The following is a 22,044-nucleotide window of genomic DNA, read 5'->3' on the forward strand; positions in this document are numbered from 1 at the left end:
GTCGGATTCATCAGAGAATCGGCGGGAGATTCTCCTCAAGTGTGCCTGCTGCGCATGAGTCTAGCAGATTTAGAATTCGATCGCAGTTATTAATTGTTAGATCGATGTCAGAAAAACAATTCTCGCGGCGGTTCGGAATCGGACGAATCCGTCTCAGTCGAATCGTCTTTCTGTATTGTTGAATCTTCCGCTTCTGGTTCCTCCGGAGAGACCGACTTCCAGATACCGTGAAGCCACCATCCGGGAAGCGTGGTACTCCCGCTGACCAGAGCCACAAAGCCCGCGCAGAACGAAATAAAACCCAGGATCGCCACAGGCATCTGCTCCAGTCCGCATAACTGGTATCTCGCATAAACGGTCTGCTGATATCCCGCAAGTGCCGATGCTGGCTGATCAACGGTAATTGTCGCGGAATACTTTCCTGCTGCAAAGGTCGGTAGATTTACCAGCATGATCTCACCACCAGGCCGTCCCCGATATACGATCGGTTCGCCAGGCAGCACTCCACCATCATTCATCAGTGATCTGCGTACGATTTCCTCGCCCGCTGCATTTGTGATTACCAACTTCCCTGAAAGCCCCTTAAGCAATTCTTCGGGGACCTGTCCCGTGTCATCTCGGAGATCACAATCAAGATACACAGCTTCCCCATGCGAAACCGAACAGGACTGATCAAAGGGAACCGTGACCGCTCCCGTTCGTGACAAATCAATCGCTGTCTCCATCGGCCGGGCGATGTCCCAGTCGTGAACAGTCTGATTGAACCTCCAGGATTCATACCCTGACAGAACAGCGATGCCCAGTGACAGCACTGTCAGCAGCAAACCAACGATTCTGCCCAGGGCCAGTTTCCGCATGCTGGTCATTTACCTTCAGTCAGTTGATTAACAAAGTCTCTGACAACACTGTTGAACGCTTTCGGATTCTCCAGGTACATGAAGTGACTGCCTCCCACATCCGCAGCGATCATCTCGACCTGGCCGCGGGGAATCTGCTCCGCAATCCAGGGCATGACCTCAGGTCCCAGGTGGCTGGCTGCGCCGCCGATACAGAGGGTTGGCAGTGAAATCCGGGGTAGCAGATCACGATAGTCGGCGGCACTCACACTCAGCAGCAGTTCCGCAGCATAAGGGCGGGGAAACTTCAGGCTCTCCTGAATCACCTGCAACAGATCCGCTTCAGAGAAACTTTCGGTAAACATGCTCGCCAGGAATTCACCCGTCTTGGCCGGCCCCTCTTTGCTGCCGATCAGCTCTGCCTGCGCGAGGACTTCGTCACCGCCTACCTCGGCCCCATACTGGCGGCATTCGGTTTCCGACCATTCCGGCCGACGGATGCGGGCAATCATCTGATCACAGAGTACCAGGCCACTCAAACCCGCCTCGCCGAACAGATCCAGGTAATTCCAGATCACAGCACAGCCCGCGGAATGACCGAGCAGAATCACATCCTGCAGATCCAACGCCTGCAGTAACTCGCGCAAATCCATCGCCAGGCGGGAGACGCGATATCCATAATCCGGTTTGGACGACTCTCCGTGCCCGCGCTGATCCAGGACCAGGCAGCGGCACCTGTCACTCAAGTCATCCAGCTGCCGCTGAAACAGCGCCGCTGACTGCGACCAGCCGGGCAGGATCACCAGCGGCGGTCCCGCACCGGCAGTCAGGTAATGCAGATTCACCCCGTCCGAGGTTGTGAACGTTCCGGATTCGCTTCTCGCCATTGCTTAACCTGCCTTCCGTTCTGGTTTCCTCCACTTGTAAACCATCTCAGTCGGAAATCAACAGCTTTCGAGTTAATTCCCCAGGCACCGGATAAACTTTTTCGCCCGGCAGCTCCCGTTTCAGACTGCGGCTGCTCCCGACACGAATCGCATTCCACTTACGAACCCGTGGTGTCAGATCCTCAATTCCGACAATCCACTCCTCGACAAATTCGCGAATGATGTGACGACTCAGCCCCACCTGAATACTGAAGCAGGGGAGAGCCGCTCCGCGGGAACTCCGTTCCGTGTCCCATTGAATATGCACGGGCGCGGTCTGGAATTTCCGCTCCCACTCGGCTGCAGAGCGATAGACGCCCCGTTCGGGAGATGTCAGCTCCCCCAGTGAAAGCGCACGTTCCCAGCCGGCACGATTGATGCGGACCGCCAGAATTCGCGTCTGTCCCGTTTTCTGTCCCCAGTGACTGCGATGCATCAGCCATAAAAACGAAGGCTTGATCCACGTCATCCGCTTAAACGAAAAGGGACGCACAAACGTCTGTGCCTCAAGCGACGCGTCCGCAATCGGATCTGCATAGGCCTGGTACACAACGATCGTCTCGCGATCATAGTCTGCTCGTATTTCATAAAGACGGGCCATTGGGTTTCTCACACCTACTGCAGACCAGGATCAGGAGAGCACCACCTTCCTGCCATCCGGGTCTTGTACGACATACACCGAATACTTGGGATGATGAGTGAAATCACAAATTTCTATCCCGGCCCGATCCAGTCTCTCCTTCAAAGCTCCCGCTACCGACAATCGGAACCCTAACCGAGTCTGATCAACGGCTGCTCCCGGTTTGAGTGGATACAGCTCAAATACCATCTCTTCCAGCTGCGCAGCATAGTGTACCGGTCCGGTCCGATGCTGCTCTTTGTGGAACTGAAATCCCAGTTGCTCATAAAACTTTTTTGAGGCAGACAGATCCTGGCAGCGCAGCACCAGCAGATTCAGTTTGGCAGACATGGTCTCTCCAGTAAGGCTCAAAGCAGAATAGACGCCAGTTGTGACACCACCATCGGTCAGACGTTCGCCGGAATTCAGTTTTGTGAGCAAAGCCGCTCAGTCGAAATTGGTATACAGGACTAAACAGAGCAGGGCCAGGATCAGCAGCTGAATCACCAGCGATAAAATCCCGATCAGATAACCGGGCAGGCTCCCAAAGCGAATGCCTCCCACACTCAGCCCGATCCCCAGCCCCAGAATCACGAACAACATCCAGGGGATCTGTGATTCCCGGGTCAGAGAGCCGGGCGGGGAGCAGAACAGAAAGAGCGAAACCAGGCAGACCAGTGACAGGACCGCTTCACCATTGCCAACCCACTGCTTGCGGATCGGGGGGAGTCCTTCCCATCTCCAGGCATTATTGTTCGGCTTCAAATCATTCATCGCTACCACACTTCCCGATCCGCTCATGGATCACGCTATCGTCGTCTCCTGCGGGGCGGGCCATCTACCGCTTCGCTGGCCATCTGGTACAGCTTGAAGCAGCCAAACGCCATCAATCCGCAACATGTCAGAAAGACCCAGACAGCCGTGCTGCTGGAATGTCCCTCCAGTCGCGATGAGTCCTCCACGCCCGACAGATACTGCACCGTCACTTTCGGCCCCGGTTTCGGCCAGCTGCGTGGCACATCGTCACGCTCACTGTGATGCTGACCTTCCTCATCCGTAAATGTATACTCGACCGCCAGCAATGGTTTTCGCCGCTCAGATGTCTCAAATACATTCGTTACCGTGGCCTCTGCAGTCTGGCCCCAGATCATGAATTTGAGCTCCTGAAACGCATAATAACCGGAGGAAATAAAGACCACTAAACCAATCAAAACCCATTTCGCCATCGATTTCAACTGGCGCATCTCTTCATCTGTATCCATTATCTCGGGCAGCTTTCATCTGGAGGTGTCATCTGAAGTTGTTAATCCATAAGCAGGCCCAGAATAAACAACCCCACAACACCTGTACAGAAGCAGTCAAGCAATTATCCCGGTTTCAGGGAAATTAAGCATACCCTTGAACAGATACAGGCATTGATGCCCTACCGGGAAGGAATCGATAACACAAAGCGGCTGCCTTCACCGAGCCGGCTCTCACAATGTAATTCGAGACTCAGCGCCGTCGCGATATGCTGTGCCAGCGCCAATCCCAGCCCTGTTCCCGGGGAAGCCTGTTGCCGCGCCTGGCGGGTACGGAAAAAGGGTTCGAAAATCGATTCCCGATCTTCCTCCGCGATCCCCATTCCCTGATCCTGCACCGCCAACTCGACTCGATCGCCTTGCCGCTTCGCGTGCACCGTGACCGGCGTTCCCGGTTCGCTGTACTTAAAGGCATTCGACACGAGGATCTCCAGGATCTGCCCCAGCAGTGCAGGGGAGGTCTCACAAATTAACCCTGATTCACTCTCGCAGACCAGATCGTCTCCGCGGTCATTCTGCTGCCAGCGATTCAGCTCATCAAGCAACCAGGCCGACAAATCGACCTGCTGTAGATCAGGAATCGGTTCATCCCCCGCCGGTCGCGCCAGGAAGAGCAGGGCATCGACGGTCCGGTTCAGAGAACGACTCGCAGAACTGACTGAAGCCAGCGTCTCCTGGTATTCTTCAACACTCCGCGGACGTCGCAAAGCCACATCCACCTGTCCCTGCATCACCGTCAGCGGCGTACGCAACTGGTGCGCCGTGTTTCCCGCGAACCGTCTTTGATGTTCGTATTCCTGAAACAGCTGATCCAGCAGTTCGTTAAAAGCCCCTCCCAGTTCTTCCAGTTCATCCGCTGTGGCAGGTACATCCAGTCGGGCCCGGGGGTCCCGCACATCGAGTTGACGCACCTCATCGGCCAGCTGGCGAATGGGCTTCAAGGCCTGCCCACAAAAGCGTCTACCCAGTAACGCCGCGATCAGCCAGCAGAACGCCGGCAGTACAATCAAAACCACGGCCAGCCAGAACAGGGTACTTTGTAACGGCGACAGCCTGCGGGCAGCGATCACCGTCAACTCAGCATGCTCCAGCGACGAGCGCTCTTCGACCGGCTTCGGATCGGGAGCCGCCAGATGATGGGTCACAATCCGCCAGCCAGACTGTTGATACGCTTCCGGATCAGCAATCAGCGGCTGTTCGGAATGCCCCTGAGGAGCCGTTCCCGTCGCAGCGTGATAATTCTCCGAATGCGCAATCACGCGACCGTCTCCGGATACAATCAGCCAGAATGCATTGCCGGAGGAAGTTTCATCGGCCACGTAGTGATCGGTCGCTTCGAATTTAACATCGTCACTCTCCACCTCCGCCGCTGCCACCAGTACGTGCAGTAAGGCGTCGAGCTGTTCATCGAAATGATGTTCCAGATAGGTCCGCGCCACGCCATATAAGATCAGGGAATTACCCACCAGGATGACAGCCAGCGCGATCAGAAAGAACCGGGAAACCCGCGTGGTCAGCTTCATCGCAGTCCCTCCTCAACGGAAGCTGCTTCCAGAATGTAACCCCGCCCCCGCAAGGTCTGGATCACACGGGGGCCGCAGGCTTCAAGCTTGTGCCTGAGTTCCTTGATATGCACCTCCAGCGTATTTGACAGCCCGTCGTAAGCATCGTCCCAGACGGTATCGTAGATCCGTGTCCGCGAGAGTACCTTGCCCGGGTTCCTCAGAAAGAACAGCAGCAGTGAAAACTCTTTAGTCGTGAGCTCCAGCGGCTGACCGGCCCGCGTGACTCTTTGTGTCTCCAGGTCGGCCCGGATATCTTCGAACTCAATCACCACCGAGCTGGACTGCCCCGGACGTCGTAACAACGCCCGGACCCGCGCCAGCAGTTCCTCGAACGCAAAGGGTTTGGTGAGATAATCGTCGGCTCCCGCATCCAGCCCCGTGACCCGTTCGGTCACCGCGTCTCGGGCCGTCAGGAAGAGCACCGGCGTCGTGCGATTTTTCTGACGAAAGCGACGCAGCAGTTGAATCCCGTCTTCCACCGGCAGCCACCAGTCGAGAATCACCAGGTCCCAGGTCTCATTATTCAACAGCAGCCAGCCCACACGTCCATCTTCCGCATGATCAACCGCATATCCCTCTTCGGCCAGTCCCCGCACCAGGAAATCGGCAATCTTTTCTTCGTCTTCCACTATCAAAATCCGGCTGCTCATCTCAAATGCCTTTGACTCAAATCGTATGTATCTCTCGCGTTAACAGGTCTCCTGCACAGGCATTATACGCACTCCCTTCCCAACGCCATGAAAGATGAAGTGGATTTTATCTTTCCTTCAGCGTGGCTTTAAGTCCTGTGACGATAATGCTTTTGAATCGCACGGCTCCTGCCGTTTTACCCGACCTTTTGAAAAGGAACGCCGCATGTCTGCTACATCTTCAGCATTCTCCAGGAGAACTGACTCCGAGAGCAGTCACCCACAGCCGATCATTTCCCACTGTCTATTAACTGTTGAAGCGGTGCCGCTTCTGGCTCGCCATATGGAACAGAAATTCCCTGCAGGAATCAAGTTAGCCGATTCGCAGCATCGCCAGTCCGGTGATTCGTCACCGGAATCGCACTCACCCCAGACCGAATTTTAGTCTGCCCCCCTGAATTACCGATACTACTACTATTCCGCATCGAAAAGGAAAAAGAGATGACTACGCTCACCAGTTTTATCAATGACATGTTCTCGACACCGAATCCGTCTGCTGCGTCAGACCGGCAGTATCGGATCGACCGCGCACACGCTCTGGAAATCAGTGCCACCCGCGAATTAAACGATTCAATCCACCTCTGGTCGGCCCGGGAAGCCTCTCAGGTGGAAATCCATCGCTACGCTTCATCTGAAGAACTGGCCGCGATCCTGCATCGTTTTGATAAGGCCAACGGGCAGGGGATCGCGGATGTCGTCCTGCTCCTGGATGAATCACTGACTGTTCAAATCGAAGACCTGCTGCACCGCCAGAACCCGGGCCGTCGCCTGACTCTGATTCCCCGCCAGTCCGCTGCCACGGATGTCTGCAACCCACTGGGGATGGCTGGCTCCCACTTCCGTCTCGACTGGGAAGCCGTCGAAGTCAGTTACTACCTGAAAGACGTCCTGACCAGCGGCGTGATCCGCCTCAACAGCAGCGAAAAACTAGCCGTCCTTCTCCCAGCGAGTGAAGTCTGCACCGAACTCCTGCGAAACGAAGAGCGCCTGATGTAACGCTCCGCAGATCAGGCGCAGCTCACTCATGCACGTAGGCCCAATTGCCCACGCGTTCCAGACTGCCTCCGTAGCCGTGCTCCGGGTAATTCTGTAGCGGGAAATACAGCATCTGGTCCCAGTTGAAGCCTCCGCTTCCAGTTGGAACAACCAGAGCCCAGGCATTGCCCTGATACCGTTCCCGGGATTGAGCACCCGCATAATAGTGGTATGTTGGATAAGCCATCATGCCCGTCCCGGGAACATGCGGCAGATAATCGGGCACCAGTTGCTCCAGCGTTTCAGGTGGCGTTCCGTGATCGTCCGTGTAACGCGCAATCGCCTGAACTAGTGGCTTACTCCGTTCTGCAAATGTCGCCATCCGCTGCATACGCACCTGCCAGCCCAATGGAATCGCCGCAAATGTTAAGGGAAGATAAATCAGTGACAGAATCAGCACCCACAGGGCATCTCGTCGCGTTCTTCTGAAACAGAGCGCCACGAGAGACACAGGGATCGCCAGCACCGCTACCAGTAGTGCCAGCCCATAGAAGATGAGCAGCCAGAGAAACAGCGTTGTTCCCACTGGTGTCGTCGAAACCCAATGAGCAAACGGAAAATAGACGATCACCGACAGGACAAACAGCGTTAAGTAGATTTTATGTTTCGTCTCCAGGTTCCTATGCTTTCTGTAATGTATGCCGGGAATGTGCTGCATCACTTTCATCATACTCGTTCGAATTAATGATACTGAGTATCCATCGGATAACCAGAAAACTAAAGACCACATACCGGTGACTCCCCAAACCGCCTCTGAAGCATTTTTACCGTCAATGGAAGAGATAACCTGTTATGATCCCTTACTCTCCGCCGACCCCCTGTTCCTCCTGTTCGACTTCCTTCGCTTCTTCCACATGTGCCCCCGCAGGATTCACGATCCGGGCCAGCACTCCCAGTGCGCCGATGACGCCGCCTCCCGATCCGGAGCCCGAGTCCTTCCTCTGGGAAGGATTCGCCAGATCTTTCACAAAACTGGCCAGCAGCACGATCACTAAGCAGAGAAACAAAATAATTCCCGCCAGCACAATCCAGTCAATCTGCTGCATCATTCACCTCCGGATCCCGCTCCAGCCAGCATCGGGGACAACTTCGATCGCATGCCGGCACGTAACCGAAACACCGCAACCACAAACAAAAGTTTCCCCAGCAATGACAGCCCCCCCAGGACGAATGAGGCCTGCCAGAGGTACTGATAATCATCGGGCCCCATGATCATCTCCGGTCCAAACTGACGCATCATCAGCTGCACCACAATCGAGCCCAGTTCTGCCGATAGAGTCACCAGCAGTGCCCCCACCAGCCAGCCTTTGCCTCTGATACCGGGCCAGCTCAGCACTCCCCAGAGTGCAATCACCATCGCCAGCATGGTCACATACTGGTAAAGGTCTACGAATATTTTTGTCAGTTGTTCCACGCACTCACTCCTGCCCGTTGATTTCTACTCGTTACGATGCGCATGTTGTACAGGCGATTCCTCTGCAGAAATCGCCAGTTGCCTCCGGTTACAATAATGAATGGCTGCGATCAGGCCGATCCCGTAAGGAATCCAGATCAGTCGATTCCACGGTTCAGATAGAAAATACAACAACAGAAGAAACAGCGAAATACTCACCCACATGACCACCGCCGTTCGAACCATAAACGCTTTCTCACGTGGGCCATTCGTATTTTTGATACTCATCCAGGTGCCGATTCCGCCTCCCAGGATCCCCAACAGGCATCCTACAATACTTCCAATCCAAATGAGACTGTTCTGCCCCATATCTGGTTTCCCCCGAGCAAGTAAAAAATCGATGTGGCTGGCTTTACTACAAATAGAAACGCAGCTGCAGGCTCTCTGGTTCAGACATTGTGCCTTAAAAATTCGGAAAAATTCGCGTCGACCAGTCTTTGATCAACAGCTCCACTTCCGGTTCCAGATTCTGGTTCGTGCACTGGATCTGATACATTTTGTTTTCTGTATGACTGCACCAGGTCAAAAGGGGTAAGGACAACAGCCAGGTTCCCAGCACGATGAAACCCTGGAGGAATTCTTTCTCGATGAAGATCCCCAGCCCCGTCCCCAGCGAGTTTCCCGTCATGAGCAGTGCGAGTACGCCGAGATACATGTGAGTCCGTAAGATCGGCTTCAGGCGTTCCATACCCTCACGATCTCCCAGAACCGGATAGTCCCGCAAAAATCGATCCATGCGCTGTTCGTTATACAGCATGCAGAACAGCATCCCGCCCATATTCAGGCAAAACACGAGAAACAGATTCTGCCTGACAACCGCAAACGGTCCCCAACGGCTTTGATGCAGGAAATACAGAAAAACAATCGTGTAAGCCAGGAGCACAACCTGTACCATCAACACCCTGATAACATGATACTTCCGCCGGCGTTTTGTTTTGATGATTCCCGTCGAACTCATCCTCAACGTCCTCCCGATTGCAACCGCTGGTCTTTCTCTTTTAATGAGGTTGCCCGCTCAGGCATATTATAGAGCCGCCACGCCGCCAACGCATCCTGTATTCCGGAAATCAGCACCAGTACCGCCATGACGACCAGAACGCCACGTAACAGAGCAGGCACGTCAGCTGGCTGATAGTAAAAGTGGGTTGGCAGAGATCGCCAGGCTCCCGCTTCCAGGCAAACCGCAGTCACCAGCGCCCCAAACAACATCGCCAGCATGATATGTAGCACATACTCACCGCTGGGCAGTCCCCCCAGCAGCCTGCGGCTCTCGCGCTCCAGCGCAAAGTCCACAATCGAGATCAACAGGTCAAACACAAACAACAGTAGCAGACACCAGAAGAAAACTCCCTGCATCACAAAATTAGGAATCACAACAAACAGCACTGCATAAGTCGGGCCGCGCAGGCTGTGTACGATCAGCTCCGCCCGCGAATCGGGGTGCTGGCGGATCCCATGCGAAAAGCTGTGGTACAGAGCGATATCGGTCGCCCCCAGACAGCCCAATACAAACAGGATGTAAGTCGCCACCGCCATTTCCACTTCCTTCACTCAGTCCTCGAATCGGAATCCGGTTCTATTTTTATTCGACACCAGTTCTCGTAAAGAACGCTGGCGAAAATCAAACGCAGAGTTGAGCGCATTCGCAACCAGATGCTGCGTCGCGAAACGACCACCATACTGCCATGACAGCTGCACCTCCAGTATGTCCCGGACCACGGTTCCCTCTGTTGTCTCGTCGAATTCATGCAAATGCGTAAACCGGTCAAACGGTCCATGAATCAGCGTCTCGCCAAATCGACAGTCGGGCTCATAAACCGTATGGCGAAATCCCATTACTACCGGCAGAAAACCTCCGACTCGCTGCTCAAACCAGGTTTCCGCTCCAGGCTGAATATGACCGGCATGACGTAGCAGTCGAAATCCGGGCCACTCCGCCAGTAACAGCCCGAGATGCGCAGGATCCTCATGAAATCGAAACAGTACGTCTCTGGAAACGCGCAGGGTCTGTTCAAAACAAAATTCCATACCAGGTGTATTCCGTTGCTGAATGACCGTAAAAGTACAGTCGCGACAGGTTACGTTGAACTCGCGAGCTCCACCTCAACCAGTTCCTCAGTTTCCCGGGGTAGTACGACACAGGGATAGAAATAGAGAAACGACATCCCGGTGTAATACATATAATGGATTTCAGCTCGGCCCACAGGCTCCGCCCGCTTGCGTACGACACAGGTACCAGCGAACCGGTCGGTCAGTGACTGGCGATCCCGGTCCACTCCCACCCACAACAGATCATACACGAGATTGAGAGGAGAGTAAAAATTCAGCAGCGCGCGATACGTCATCCGCCACACAGAAGGCTTTGTGCCCCGCAGTGTAATTATCCGGGCTCCCATCACCCAGTAGCCCACCGTCCGCAATCGCGAAGCTTTGATGACGGTCAGATAGAACCAGATGCAAGCGAACCAGATCCAGGACAGTCCCTTACCTGATTCCTCGTCTACATAGTCCTCAGAGAAAAACAGAGAGAAAAAAACCAAAGCAAACAGCACTCCCAGCAATACTGTTGCATCAACCAGAAATATGACCACTCGCTGCCTGAGTCCGATGTAATCCTCGGGCGCAAAATAAACGCCATCCCCCAGGGAACGATCACGTGAGACTCCCGCCATGCTGCACGATTCCTGACTGTGGCAGAGAAAGAAAACGGCCTGACCACCAGACTGCCATCAGGCCTGTATTCTACAAGCCAGCAGCCACATGTGCAAACATTCAGTCACGCCAGTCAGCCAACCTGACATTTCACAAACAGAAATCCGGGGGACGTCGACAACCTCTGGTAACTGTCCGGATCGCTCTGACGCATCCGCTCGTCCGGTTGTCCTTCGCTCAGAGCGGTGATCTGAAACCCGGCAGCAATCAACGGCTGGATGATCTCTGACAACGGTCGCCGGTAATACTCCACGCGCACCGGTGGTCCCACCGTATTCCACTCGTCGATGATTTTCTCCGTCAGAAAATAATTCCCACTCGGGGAAAACCCATAATCGACGAACGGATGATGAGTGGAAAAGACAAACAGCCCGCCCGGTTTGAGCACACGACGGATCTCTGCGAGCAGGGGAGAGAAATCTTCCAGGTAATGCAGCATCAGCGGGCAGATCACCACGTTATAAGCCGCGTCCGCTTCCCGCGGGAGTCCCTGCGCCAGATCCTGGGTGTAACACCGGACCGCGTCGCCCAGGCTCTGTTCGACCAGGGCCACCATCTCCGCCGATTGATCGACGGCAGTCACTTCCGCGCCGCGGCTGAGCAGAATTTCTGCATACACGCCCGGACCGCAGCCCAGATCGAGTACTTTCATTCCATTGAGCTCCGGCAGCAGTGCCAGCAGAGAAGGGCGGTCGTAACTCGCGTTATAGCTGTTATCGCGAATCGCCTGAGCATAGGCGGCGGCATGTTCAGAATACATCGGATTGGACATCAGACAGGACTCCCTGCAGAAGTGAGCTGAATCACCGGGCACACGTCAATGCTGTCTTATAACAAGGCTCCGCCCCCGCGACAATCATCGCAGGGACGGAGTCCGTACCAGTCCCGAATCCGGAAGCATTGTTTTAATAACTGGCGACAGCGTTCAGATACAGCTCTTTGGCCAGTTCCCGCAGCGCCTCGTCCGCCTGGATGCCGCCGATGTTGGTCATCATCACAATCGCGATGTCTTTCTCTTTGTCGATCCAGATCTGGGCCAGGTTCTTGCCATTCGAACCGGCATGATAGAGCAGGGGATAGGGAGCCCAGTCCACCGTCAGCCAGCCCCAGCCGTGCGCGTATTTTCCATTGGGTGGCGTTCCGGGACGCGCCGGTTTATCCCCTTTGATCGTAAATACAGGGGTGTGAATTTTCTCGACCATTTCCGGCTTCACAATATTACAGGGGGGCCGCATCCCGTTCCCGGCATTCCAGCCAGCCCAGTTCGCCAGATCCAGAATCGACAGGTGCAGACAGCCCGCTGGCGCGAGGATCAGCGAGTTATCCGCATTCGGTCCCGCCATGTACGCTTTGACTTTACCGTCTTTCTGAATGACATGTCCCAGCGGTGCATCGATTTTGCCCAGGGTCGACTGTGTTCCCAGACCGGCGGTCGTCAGCTGAAATGGCTCAAAAATGCGCTCGACGATCAGCTCGTCCCAGGCTTTGCCGCTCACACGTTCTATCATCGCGCCGGCAATCGTATACCCGCGATTGTTGTATTTCCATGCAGTGGAAGGCTTTGTTTCGAGGGGCAGTTTGACCGATTCTTTCAGCAGCCAGTACCGCATATCATTCAGATCGCCATCCACATCGAATGAATCTTTCAGCAGCTGCATCAGATTTTCATCGTCGGCACGCATCCCACTGGTATGGGACAGCAGCTCTTCCAGTGTCACTTTGCCCACGCCGGGAGCCATTGAGTCTTTCAGTTCGGGAAAGACTTCTTCCAGCGTCGAATCCCACTTGAGCTTCCCTTCTTCGATCATCATCGCAGCAATCGTGGCGGTCATCGCTTTGCCGTCAGACCCCAGGTGAAACTTATCGTGAATCGTGACCGGAATGTCCACTCCCATCTTTCGGGTGCCTACCACGCCGAATTCCGTCACCGTGCCTCGCACGACAACCGCTGCAGACAATGCCGGCAGATTACCGGACTTCAGATACGGCTCCAGCTTGTGATTGATATTCTGTCCCTTGACGGGCGTCTGCATAATCAGCAGAGTCGCTGCCACCAGTAGTAATCCCGTCCGGCCATGTCCTAATCTCATTGTGTGCTCCCGATTCGCGTCTATAAAACTTCTGCCGTCAGTCCAACTCAATCATGCCCGCCTACTCTTTATCGTGCATCGGTGCAGAGAGCTGTGGAAGCATCGGTTAAAAAGTGCAGACATCAGACAATCAGCATGCGTCGATCCGCCCAGGCTTTATAACTGCTCCGCCGCGTCCGCAACCCGATAACCCTCATAACCTGTGCCTGCTTCACGCTGCTCCTGCACAAGTCGCTCCGGATTCGTCAAACTCCACATATCAGGACGTTCAAACGGCGTTGATTTCAGATGCAGCGCCCGCGTCGCCAGTTGCACACTCATTAACGCATCCGCCAGGTTCGCCGTCACATACAGAATGATTCCCGCCAGGTACTTGCCTTCAAAAAAAGCAGCGATGGTAAATCCGATGATAAACGTAAAACCGAGCAGTTCCATCAGTGCCAGGGTGGTGTGCTTCATCACGAAATCGCCCCATGAAGGGAAGATGAAGCTCCGCATCCCGACCTCGATCGGCCTCCAGTACTGCGCGCCACAACTGTCACATTCATAGACTCCCGGGGGAATCACATCGAAGCAGTGACCGCACACCTGCTCCCGTGACTGTGAAACAGAAGGCTCAAAGCCCTGCTTTCGGAATGTCTTACAGTTTTCCCAGACGATGAACTGCAATCGCCGCTGATCCTCCGGCACGATCCCGGAATACTTCAACTTGCGGCCATCTTTCAGATAAAACAACGTGTCACCAAACAGCGACTGGTCCACCTCTTTGATCTGACTGTAATAGATCTGCCAGAACGACTGCTGAGGCACGCCGGTATCGTTGACGCGAATGCAATAGATCCGCAGGTTGGTCAACACCAGCACGGCACAGGTTGAGGTTCCGACCCACAGTGACCCCATCAGAAAGACATCGGAAAGCGTTGACTGGTTACACGGCAAAACGAGTTGTACCTCTTCGCGATCCAGCAGAATCTCAGCCAGCAGCGGTTCGAGCCGCTTGAGCAGTTTGAATTGATCCTTGATCTTTCCTTTGACAAACCAGCCCTCGATCCGCGGAAACAGCGTCTCCAGTCGATAGGGAATCTCCGGGGACAATTCGAGATTTAACTCCCACAACTTGGCGGCCACTTCATCATGGGTCAGGTTCTGCATGGCTCATCCTTCCTTAACTCGAGCATCAAAGAAGATAAACTCATTTTACCTGAAGATCGAAAGCGGTTCTAAGAAAATCTGGCCGACTCATCAGGAATTCATGATCCGGCAAAATGTCAATTGACAGCCTGTTTCTCCAGCGGGATTTCTTTCAGCAACAGCCCCCCTTTCGCCTGCTTATACATCCAATCCCCGTAGCTGCTATTCATCAGCACGAACATCAGGATCGCAAAAGTCAGGTTCCCCTGCGCCTGCAAAAAAATGACATAAGACAGGAACAGGAAGTAGAGCGCCATATCGATCAGTGCGGCACGTCGCGTCCTGACCACCAGGCTGCCTGCGGGAGGGAAAATAAAGCCACGGAGACACAAAGAAAAGGGTGTCCAGAAAGTCGCTCCACAGGCTTCACATTCGTAAGTCTCTTTCGGCACCGTGGCGAAGCAGTTGGAACACAGATTTTCCCGCGACTGCGAGACAGGCGGATCCAGGCCTTCTTCCTCAACTTTTTTGGCAGCTTCAGAGTATACCGGCTGGAAGTTCTGGCGATCCTGCCAGGGAAAATAATTGAACTTCAGTTTGCTGCCATCTTTCAGCAAGATTTTGTACTGTTCCATAAACACCGACTGCAGTTCTGAAATCTGGCTATAATAGATCGCCCAGTAAGGCTGCCAGGGAACCTGCTTCCGGTCGGTCGAAAACAGCAGCATCCGCAGATTGGTGAGCACGACAATTGTTTTCTGAAAACGCAGTTCCCCCAGGCAGACAAACAAAACCTGCTCCCGTTCGAATAGCGCTTTCAACAGAACCGGTTCACACGCTTTGACGAGGGGATACTTCTGACTGATTGCCTGCTCGAGACTCATCGAGTCTGTACGAGAAAATACCGTTCCCAGCCGGTAATGAATCTCAGGCGACAGCGCCAGATTCAGCTCTGCCAGCTTTTCGGCAATCGGTTCAGCAGCTACCTCGGTCATCGTCAGTCTCCCGACAGGGCAGGGGATCGATCTAAACGAAACTCACAAGCGTCCCTTCCAGGCTGCCACATCCAGAACTTCGCTCAGCAGCATCTGTTGTGCACACAGGATCGACCGCTGCAACTCTTCCGCGGTCACTTCACCGGCACTGTTTGACAGTGGCAGTGTTCCCGTGGCGTCATTCAGAAATTCGACGGTGAACCCGCGATGCACGGCTTCGCGGGCCGTCGTGTCGCAGCACATATGCGTCATATAACCGGCGATGGTCACGGTATCGATATCGCGTTCCCGCAGCCACGCTTCCAGCTGCGTCCCCGTAAAGCTCCCCGGCATCGTTTTCTCCAGCAGCAGATCGTGTGGACGACGGGCGACTTCGGGATGCAGTTCCCAGCCGGGAGTCCCTTTCTGAAAGAACGGCTGATTCGGATCGGTCATATGGTGCTGCACCACAACCACAGGTACTTTCTGTTCCGCAGCGGCATCCATCGCCTCCAGAATCCGTTCCAGGTGCCCCGCCGGATGCGTGATCGGCAGCGCCCCCGTGAAATACTCATTCTGCACATCAATCACCAGCAATGCCCGACTCATAAAAAACTCCTTACACTTGGATTAGACCTGAAAGCATCTGTGCAATCCAGATTAGACAGCCAGACCCCAGCTTGCTATCCCCTGCAGACGAACTAACCCCTCAACCAAGTCTTTCGTGCTTTTCGTGTCTTTCGTGGTTTAAATTCACATTTATAGTAACGACGGTTTTAAGTCGCATCCATGTCGGCCAGTTTTCGAGGCTGCGGAACCACGCCCGCGCACACCTCGGCGATCCGCTGCTGTAGATTCACATTGATCGGGTCATCGGGCGCGCCGTTCACTGCAATCTCGATCACCTCGGCTGCTTCTTCAAGTTCGCCGCCGATCAACAGCGCCAGCGCCAGGTTCGCCACCAGGCCCATATCGTCCGGCTTGAGTTCTATCGCATGCCGCGCCGCCGAGATCGCCTGCGCCGCCCGTCCCAGTTTCAGGCACTCGTACATATATTCCCGCGCCGTGTCAGCGTTCTCGCTCTTCAGTCGATACGCGTGCCCGAACGCATCGCAGGCCACCTCCGTATTGTCCAGTGCCTGTTCCGCCTTGCCAATGATCCACCACGCCGATCCATTACCGGGATTGATATCCAGCACCCACTTGAGCAGTTCGATACCCCGTTTCAATTCTTCCTGTGCTGTCTCCGTATCCGCAGGTTGCGTCTCGCGGCCCACAATCTGCATGTAAGGATTGATCAGATCCAGGCCCGCCCGATACAGGCGATCGTGTTCCTGCGAAGCGGGTGTCTCTCCAACTCCCGAAACATCCATAATCACCTGAATATCACAGCCGGTCAGGGCCAGATTCTTGTGCTGTGCCTCATCGTTGGGATCAAGCTTACGAAAGGTGGCACCACCTCCCTGCAGAGAAACAATGCGTCCCCCCAGATTGACCAGACCATTCACCACTTCCATGCCAATCGACTGCAGTCCCTCTTCGGGATCAACCCGCACCCCGATACGAAACTCGCGCAGATCTGACTCACCCTGTTCCTGATTCTCATCCTCAGCAGACATCCGTATTCACATCCTTTCATTGTATTTTCAGACTTCGTGTCTTTTTAACTCATGATAGTCGAATCAGGCAGTCATTACTATCAACGAATTCCCGATCCTCCAGAGAAGAACTTTCCTTTTCTCTGGAGGGAACCGACCGGCAGGATGAAAGGCATCAGCACAGGCGCGAGCATAAGCATAAATGACATGGAGATCCATTTACGATATTTCAACAGACGATGGCGTCTCTGTAACTGACAGCGAACTGATCTGTGTCATCTTCGCAGAAAATTTGACCAGTTGCGGTGCACAATTGTGAAAATAAAACTCCCTGTTCTATTTGCCAATGGTGCCAACTTGCCAATGGTGCCAACACAAGAACCAAAGAACCTGCCAGGTCATCACCAATTTCGTGCTTTTCGTGCTTTTCGTGTATTTCGTGGTAGGAACCCAAGCCTGCGCACTTTAGAAATCACCACAGAATGCGATGCGTCCAGCATCACAGTCACGATCACAGTCACGATCACATTTTCGCTGCTTTCGCACACCCAAAGCATTCTGCGAAAGCCCCATAGATCGGCAGTCCTTCGGCCCGGTCCAGTACCGAGAACCGTACCAGTTCAAACCGTCCATGGTAAGGACCGCCGGGCTTCAGGAACTCCGCAAAACTCGCAGCGACCATCGCGGGGCAGTTGCGGAACACACCACAGCCCCAAGCCCCCAACACAAGGGTTGCACAGCCTTTGCTGGCGAACAATGCGAGTACCTTATCCATCCGTGCCTGCAGAGTTCCGGGAATCTCCGCGACCATCAACGGACGATTTTTCTGAATCGCCCCCGCATTCGGTGCCGGACTCGTCAGAAAATCCACCTGGTAACTCGCGTCCAGAAACGCGCCCGCATCGTCCCGGAAGACTGGACAGTCGGGTGAGTAAATCATCCGGTCCGAATAAAACGCATCTTTCTGGTTCCGATGAGCCTCGTAGTATTCGCTATGAAACAGGTTCAGTGAGCCATACAGGCCGGAACTCCGTGCCAGGCTCTCTTCCTGAGCCTGGCTGCCTCCCAGAAATCCACCGCCCGGATTCTTCGCGGACGCAAAATTCAACACACCGATCCGGCCTGCATTTCCCCTGAGTGCCAGCGCATGCGCCCCTTCCAGGGTCGTCTCATTCTCCAGCTCAAACCGGGTCTCAGCATAAGGGCAGAGGGCAGATACCACTTCTGCCCGCAACCGCTCCAGTTCTGTAGGAGCAAAATATTCGGAAGCCGCGTTACAGGTTTCCATCTCCTCGGCAATCGATACCGATTCCCCCTGCGGATTCACATACCGTCCTACATCCATCACCTGCAATGTCGTCTTCGCCAGATTGGCACGTCCAGTTCGACTACTCATAGTCACAACCCTTTCTCATTATTGTTTTCATTCTTTTATTCGTCACTCCCACCCTACCTTAGTGTATATTATACGACATAATATTCTCCAACAGGTTCACACCTTTTTAACCAAATCACCACCGCCCCATTTTCCTTTCGTGTTTTTCGTGACTTTCATGGTAGAAAAAATTCTTTTGAGTTCCTTCGTGGTCCCCCGCAGAAATTCTAGCTAGAATAAAAGAGCTCATACATACTCCAGCACAGGATCAACATCATGCCACGCATCGCCCGCCTCGTCTTCTTCATCTGTATCACCCTGAGCCTGCTCACCACGGCTGCCAGTTTCGCAGCAGAGCCCATCAACATCGGCTCCCGGCTTGAACTGCTCGTCGACGACACCCTGATCGACTCTCGCAGTGAAGATGTCCGCTTCGAACTGCATCATCCCACACCCCGCGAAGTGGTCTTCACTTATGACAAACCCTGGGAGGGGAGTGGCTGCGGTTATCAGAGCATTTTCAAGGATGGCGACAAATACCGCATGTACTACAAAGCCTGGCACCTCAACGTTCAGGAGAAGAAATTCGGCCCTGCTAACAGCAACTTCACCTGTTACGCAGAGAGTGACGACGGCATTCACTGGAAACGCCCCGACTTGGGACTCTTTTCCTTTCCACCGGGCAGCGGCAATAAAGATAACAACATCGTCATCGGCAAGGCCCACCGCGACTGGATGAAGTCCGCCAAGCCCGATCCCGTGCACCCCGCGGTCTTCAAAGACGAAAACCCCGCCTGTCCTCCCGACGCGAAATACAAAGCCATCCTCCGCTCCCGTGGACCGCACGGACTGCTCGCCCTCAAATCACCCGACGGCATTCACTGGTCGCTGATGTCCGATAAGCCGGTCATCACCAAGGGAGCCTTCGATTCCGAAAACCTCGCCTTCTGGGACCCGGCCACAAAACAGTACCGCGCCTACTGGCGTTACTTCACGGGCGGCACCACCGATGAAAAGAACTGGAAACCCTCCGGCCTCCGCGACATCCGCACCGCCACGTCAGACGACTTCATCCACTGGAGCGAACCCCAGGACCTGAAATACGGCGACGCGCCCCCCGAGCAGCTCTACACCAACCAGATCAAACCCTACTACCGCGCACCACACATCCTCGTCGGCTTTCCCACCCGCTATGTGGAACGGGGCTGGTCGAAATCCATGGAACAGCTGCCCGAGTATAAACACCGCAAAATGCGATCATCCATCTCCAACCGTTACGGCATGGCGATCACCGAAGGCCTTTTCATGACCAGTCGTGACGGCGTCAATTTCAAACGCTGGCCCGAAGCCTTCCTGCGTCCCGGCATCGAACGTAAAGACACCTGGAACTACGGTCATCAGTACATCGCCTGGCAGCTGGTCGAAACCAAGTCCGACATTGAAGGCGCCCCCGATGAACTCTCCCTCTACGCCACCGAAGGCTACTGGACAGGCGAGGGCAGCAAGCTCCGCCGCTACACCATGCGGATCGACGGTTTCGTCTCCCTCAACGCCCCACTCAAGGGGGGAGAGATCACCACGAAACCGATCACCTTCACCGGCAAAGAGCTCAAACTGAACTTCTCCACCTCCGCCGCCGGCGGCATCACGGTCGAGCTCCAGACCTCCGAGGGCAAACCAATCGAAGGTTTCACAGCAGCTGACTGCATCGAACTCTTCGGCGACACCATTGCCCGCCCGGTCAGCTGGAAGAAGGGAACCGACGTCAGCAGCCTCGCCGGCAAACCAGTGAGATTAAAAATCAAACTCAAAGACGCCGACTTGTATTCGTTTAAGTTTGAGTAAACAAATTGTTGGGAGCAGGACAACCTCGAACACGTTTCGGGGTTGTCTCAATCAACAGAATTGAAAAGAGCAGGCAGCAAGAACCAGCGACCATCTGTTCCCAATTCATCAGCGACGTTTCGCATATTGTTGATGGAAAAACGGCCCATCAAAATAGAAGCCATACGTTCCATTGGAATTCATATACCTGACGATTGTTCCTGAGAAAGCCTGCTCATTCTCTCGCCTGGTGACAAGTCGCAGCCCCTTCACATCCTGCCCCAGGTCCAGATCCGGATCTTCCTGATCACGATTCTGAAAGTCCAGACAGGCCTCGAATCCGTCGACTTCGTTCCCTGTCAGACTAAACCGTAAAATGACACTCGACAGGGGAACCTGCTGATGACGAACCCCCACTGATTTCATCACCCGCAAGGTTTCCATTTCCAGCGTGATAAACGTGGGCTCTTCAGGATTGTCAGGCTCAGCCAACTCCGCATCATGTACATCCTCGCTTTTCTTCCACCCCAGCATTTTGAGCAGCCTCTGGAACAGGCGTTGAACAAAGGAAGAGTTCGCGCTGGTATCGCTGGTCATTATTGAATCCTGAATTAGCCCAAATCAAAACAACTATACTTTTACTGACCACCAGCTTGGTTTTAAAGACTTACAGACAGAAAATACCACCCTCTTACCTATCCTTTTCGTGTCTTTCGTGCCGGCCGTGGTAGTAAAAAATTCAGTTTGCTTAGTTACTCCTGCTTCTCACGATACCCCTCCTGAATCTCCTCCAACCCATACGCGTTCCGTTCCACTACATTCACAAGTTCAAAGCCCCACTCGCGCGCCGACAGCACCCATCGTAATGCGACTCCGAAGTCCTGCTTCGAAAGCTTCCCATAACCGGTCGCCAGGGCAGGGATGTTAACCGAAGAGCAATCCCGTGATTCGATGATCGACAGCGCACCAGTCAGAGTCTCAGCCGCCAGTGCAATGTTCGAATCGTACCAGCCGTCAATCGCCACCGAATACACGATCGACCGAAATGCAAATGGCTCGGGCCCGATTTCCATCACATAACCGGGCGGCACAAACTTCAGCCCCTCATCCCGCAGATACTGATGCAACTGGCTCTGCAGTGCCTCACCCCCTGGAACCAGCAGTGCGCCGTTCACGCCGCCTGACATATTCAGATAAACATTCCCCGAACAAACCAGCCCCTCCGCCGGCTGCTCCAGAATATCACCATGAATGAATTCGAGCTTCAGATTCATTCGCAGCTCCCAATCTCTTCAAGCCTGTAATCGTTGTGGCTATCAATCAGATACCGCGGATTAAACTACAGTTTTTTTCGGTTCCATCCTCTTCGGAAACCATCTGATTACCAGTTCCAGTCCCCACAGACCTGTCAGGCCTCCAATGATTGTCGCAATTGCCATCAGCAGTTGCAGCCAGCCTCCGATGAGGGACGTTGCCAGCATACCTGCCCCCTGCGCCATCATAAAGTACATTAGAAATGTGAGCCGCATAGAGAGGGTTTCTCAGTCGAAACGGATTACTGGAATGCGTCGGCCGTTTCCAGACAGGATCTGTGTACGGATTAATCACCTGAAATCCGACGACAGCCACAACCATAAAAGGCCAGAGCACAATCGAAATCAACATCCCAAAAACAAATAAATAAACATCAAACGGGGGCATCTCTTCCATTGGTCTCGACTGACAAGCTAAACAAGCCAGCCCTCCTGAAATCGCCGCCGGGATCAGCAACGTCGCGCGGAACCGTGTCCAGTCCCCCTCCAGCCAGCCCGCGCCCAGTTGTTCGCTCTGCCGCAACTCAACCTTCCGCCCGTCCGGATCCTCCACCACATACACCGGCTCCTGATCGACTACATTTTGAGACAGAATTCGCAATA

28 protein-coding genes are annotated in these 22,044 nt (G+C 54.2%); 2 read left to right on the plus strand and 26 right to left on the minus strand.

Translation table 11 applies throughout. The annotated features are described in order from the left end of the window. Positions 1–107: 107 nt before the first annotated feature. From RID21_RS02835 to RID21_RS02870, 8 genes are all read right to left on the minus strand, one after another. A complete protein-coding gene (locus tag RID21_RS02835; protein WP_350187076.1) occupies positions 108–857 on the minus strand; it encodes a hypothetical protein in 750 nt (249 codons plus the stop codon). 5 nt (positions 858–862) lie between these two features. Next, positions 863–1,723: an alpha/beta fold hydrolase gene (locus RID21_RS02840; RefSeq protein ID WP_350187077.1), complete on the minus strand. Its 861-nt coding sequence runs from the start codon at positions 1,721–1,723 to the stop codon at positions 863–865. Positions 1,724–1,769: 46 nt separating this feature from the next. Next, positions 1,770–2,363, minus strand: a complete 594-nt coding sequence (locus tag RID21_RS02845; protein ID WP_350187078.1) for a DUF4291 domain-containing protein — start codon at positions 2,361–2,363, stop codon at positions 1,770–1,772. A 30-nt stretch (positions 2,364–2,393) separates the two neighbouring features. After that, the gene (locus tag RID21_RS02850) at positions 2,394–2,822 is read right to left on the minus strand and encodes a VOC family protein (protein ID WP_350187079.1); all 429 of its coding nucleotides are present in this window, start codon (positions 2,820–2,822) and stop codon (positions 2,394–2,396) included. A gap of 6 nt (positions 2,823–2,828) precedes the next feature. Continuing rightward, complete coding sequence (locus RID21_RS02855) at positions 2,829–3,155, minus strand: hypothetical protein (protein WP_350187080.1); 327 nt, start codon at positions 3,153–3,155, stop codon at positions 2,829–2,831. Positions 3,156–3,190: 35 nt separating this feature from the next. Continuing rightward, positions 3,191–3,643: a DUF3592 domain-containing protein gene (locus RID21_RS02860; protein WP_145183349.1), complete on the minus strand. Its 453-nt coding sequence runs from the start codon at positions 3,641–3,643 to the stop codon at positions 3,191–3,193. Positions 3,644–3,804: 161 nt separating this feature from the next. Further along, the gene (locus tag RID21_RS02865) at positions 3,805–5,205 is read right to left on the minus strand and encodes a sensor histidine kinase (protein ID WP_350187081.1); all 1,401 of its coding nucleotides are present in this window, start codon (positions 5,203–5,205) and stop codon (positions 3,805–3,807) included. Beyond that, positions 5,202–5,897 carry a response regulator transcription factor gene (locus tag RID21_RS02870; RefSeq protein WP_350187082.1) on the minus strand — a complete coding sequence of 232 codons (696 nt, stop codon included), beginning with the start codon at positions 5,895–5,897 and terminating at the stop codon, positions 5,202–5,204. The genes RID21_RS02865 and RID21_RS02870 overlap by 4 nt, the downstream gene beginning before the upstream one ends. A gap of 480 nt (positions 5,898–6,377) precedes the next feature. On the opposite strand from RID21_RS02870, the gene RID21_RS02875 reads away from it, so the two are divergent. Next, positions 6,378–6,932, plus strand: coding sequence for a hypothetical protein (locus RID21_RS02875; RefSeq protein ID WP_350187083.1), 555 nt, complete (start codon positions 6,378–6,380; stop codon positions 6,930–6,932). A gap of 22 nt (positions 6,933–6,954) precedes the next feature. Here the strand turns inward: RID21_RS02875 and RID21_RS02880 are convergent, their stop codons facing one another. From RID21_RS02880 to RID21_RS02950, 15 genes are all read right to left on the minus strand, one after another. Continuing rightward, positions 6,955–7,701, minus strand: a complete 747-nt coding sequence (locus RID21_RS02880; protein WP_350187084.1) for a hypothetical protein — start codon at positions 7,699–7,701, stop codon at positions 6,955–6,957. Between the two features lie 70 nt (positions 7,702–7,771). Next, positions 7,772–8,020: a hypothetical protein gene (locus RID21_RS02885; RefSeq protein WP_350187085.1), complete on the minus strand. Its 249-nt coding sequence runs from the start codon at positions 8,018–8,020 to the stop codon at positions 7,772–7,774. Next, the gene (locus tag RID21_RS02890; protein WP_350187086.1) at positions 8,017–8,385 is read right to left on the minus strand and encodes a hypothetical protein; all 369 of its coding nucleotides are present in this window, start codon (positions 8,383–8,385) and stop codon (positions 8,017–8,019) included. Before RID21_RS02890 ends, RID21_RS02885 begins: the two co-directional genes overlap by 4 nt. A 24-nt stretch (positions 8,386–8,409) precedes the next feature. Then, the gene (locus RID21_RS02895) at positions 8,410–8,733 is read right to left on the minus strand and encodes a hypothetical protein (protein WP_350187087.1); all 324 of its coding nucleotides are present in this window, start codon (positions 8,731–8,733) and stop codon (positions 8,410–8,412) included. Between the two features lie 94 nt (positions 8,734–8,827). Continuing rightward, positions 8,828–9,382, minus strand: coding sequence for a hypothetical protein (locus RID21_RS02900; protein ID WP_350187088.1), 555 nt, complete (start codon positions 9,380–9,382; stop codon positions 8,828–8,830). Positions 9,383–9,384: 2 nt separating this feature from the next. Next, entirely contained in the window at positions 9,385–9,960 is a 576-nt protein-coding gene (locus tag RID21_RS02905) for a hypothetical protein (protein ID WP_350187089.1), read from the minus strand. A gap of 15 nt (positions 9,961–9,975) precedes the next feature. Further along, positions 9,976–10,452: an SRPBCC family protein gene (locus tag RID21_RS02910; protein WP_350187090.1), complete on the minus strand. Its 477-nt coding sequence runs from the start codon at positions 10,450–10,452 to the stop codon at positions 9,976–9,978. 50 nt (positions 10,453–10,502) lie between these two features. Next, entirely contained in the window at positions 10,503–11,096 is a 594-nt protein-coding gene (locus RID21_RS02915) for an RDD family protein (RefSeq protein ID WP_350187091.1), read from the minus strand. 113 nt (positions 11,097–11,209) lie between these two features. Continuing rightward, entirely contained in the window at positions 11,210–11,908 is a 699-nt protein-coding gene (locus tag RID21_RS02920) for a class I SAM-dependent methyltransferase (protein WP_350187092.1), read from the minus strand. A gap of 133 nt (positions 11,909–12,041) precedes the next feature. Continuing rightward, the gene (locus RID21_RS02925; RefSeq protein WP_350187093.1) at positions 12,042–13,226 is read right to left on the minus strand and encodes a serine hydrolase domain-containing protein; all 1,185 of its coding nucleotides are present in this window, start codon (positions 13,224–13,226) and stop codon (positions 12,042–12,044) included. A gap of 156 nt (positions 13,227–13,382) precedes the next feature. Beyond that, the gene (locus tag RID21_RS02930; RefSeq protein WP_350187094.1) at positions 13,383–14,378 is read right to left on the minus strand and encodes a hypothetical protein; all 996 of its coding nucleotides are present in this window, start codon (positions 14,376–14,378) and stop codon (positions 13,383–13,385) included. A 116-nt stretch (positions 14,379–14,494) separates the two neighbouring features. Continuing rightward, positions 14,495–15,352, minus strand: a complete 858-nt coding sequence (locus RID21_RS02935; RefSeq protein WP_350187095.1) for a hypothetical protein — start codon at positions 15,350–15,352, stop codon at positions 14,495–14,497. A 42-nt stretch (positions 15,353–15,394) separates the two neighbouring features. Further along, positions 15,395–15,940, minus strand: a complete 546-nt coding sequence (locus RID21_RS02940) for a cysteine hydrolase family protein (protein ID WP_350187096.1) — start codon at positions 15,938–15,940, stop codon at positions 15,395–15,397. Positions 15,941–16,107: 167 nt separating this feature from the next. Then, complete coding sequence (locus RID21_RS02945; protein WP_350187097.1) at positions 16,108–16,950, minus strand: tetratricopeptide repeat protein; 843 nt, start codon at positions 16,948–16,950, stop codon at positions 16,108–16,110. 502 nt (positions 16,951–17,452) lie between these two features. Continuing rightward, complete coding sequence (locus tag RID21_RS02950; protein ID WP_350187098.1) at positions 17,453–18,325, minus strand: TIGR02452 family protein; 873 nt, start codon at positions 18,323–18,325, stop codon at positions 17,453–17,455. A 255-nt stretch (positions 18,326–18,580) separates the two neighbouring features. Here RID21_RS02950 and RID21_RS02955 point away from each other — a divergent pair, with 255 nt between their 5' ends. Beyond that, positions 18,581–20,149, plus strand: coding sequence for a hypothetical protein (locus RID21_RS02955; protein WP_350187099.1), 1,569 nt, complete (start codon positions 18,581–18,583; stop codon positions 20,147–20,149). Positions 20,150–20,257: 108 nt separating this feature from the next. Here the strand turns inward: RID21_RS02955 and RID21_RS02960 are convergent, their stop codons facing one another. The 3 genes from RID21_RS02960 to RID21_RS02970 form a co-directional block, all read right to left on the minus strand. After that, complete coding sequence (locus RID21_RS02960; RefSeq protein WP_350187100.1) at positions 20,258–20,725, minus strand: hypothetical protein; 468 nt, start codon at positions 20,723–20,725, stop codon at positions 20,258–20,260. A 155-nt stretch (positions 20,726–20,880) separates the two neighbouring features. Further along, complete coding sequence (locus tag RID21_RS02965; protein WP_350187101.1) at positions 20,881–21,402, minus strand: macro domain-containing protein; 522 nt, start codon at positions 21,400–21,402, stop codon at positions 20,881–20,883. Positions 21,403–21,448: 46 nt separating this feature from the next. Further along, positions 21,449–22,042: a hypothetical protein gene (locus RID21_RS02970; protein WP_350187102.1), complete on the minus strand. Its 594-nt coding sequence runs from the start codon at positions 22,040–22,042 to the stop codon at positions 21,449–21,451. Between the last annotated feature and the right edge of the window lie 2 nt (positions 22,043–22,044).

The organism is Gimesia sp., assembly GCF_040219335.1.
Lineage (GTDB): Bacteria > Planctomycetota > Planctomycetia > Planctomycetales > Planctomycetaceae > Gimesia.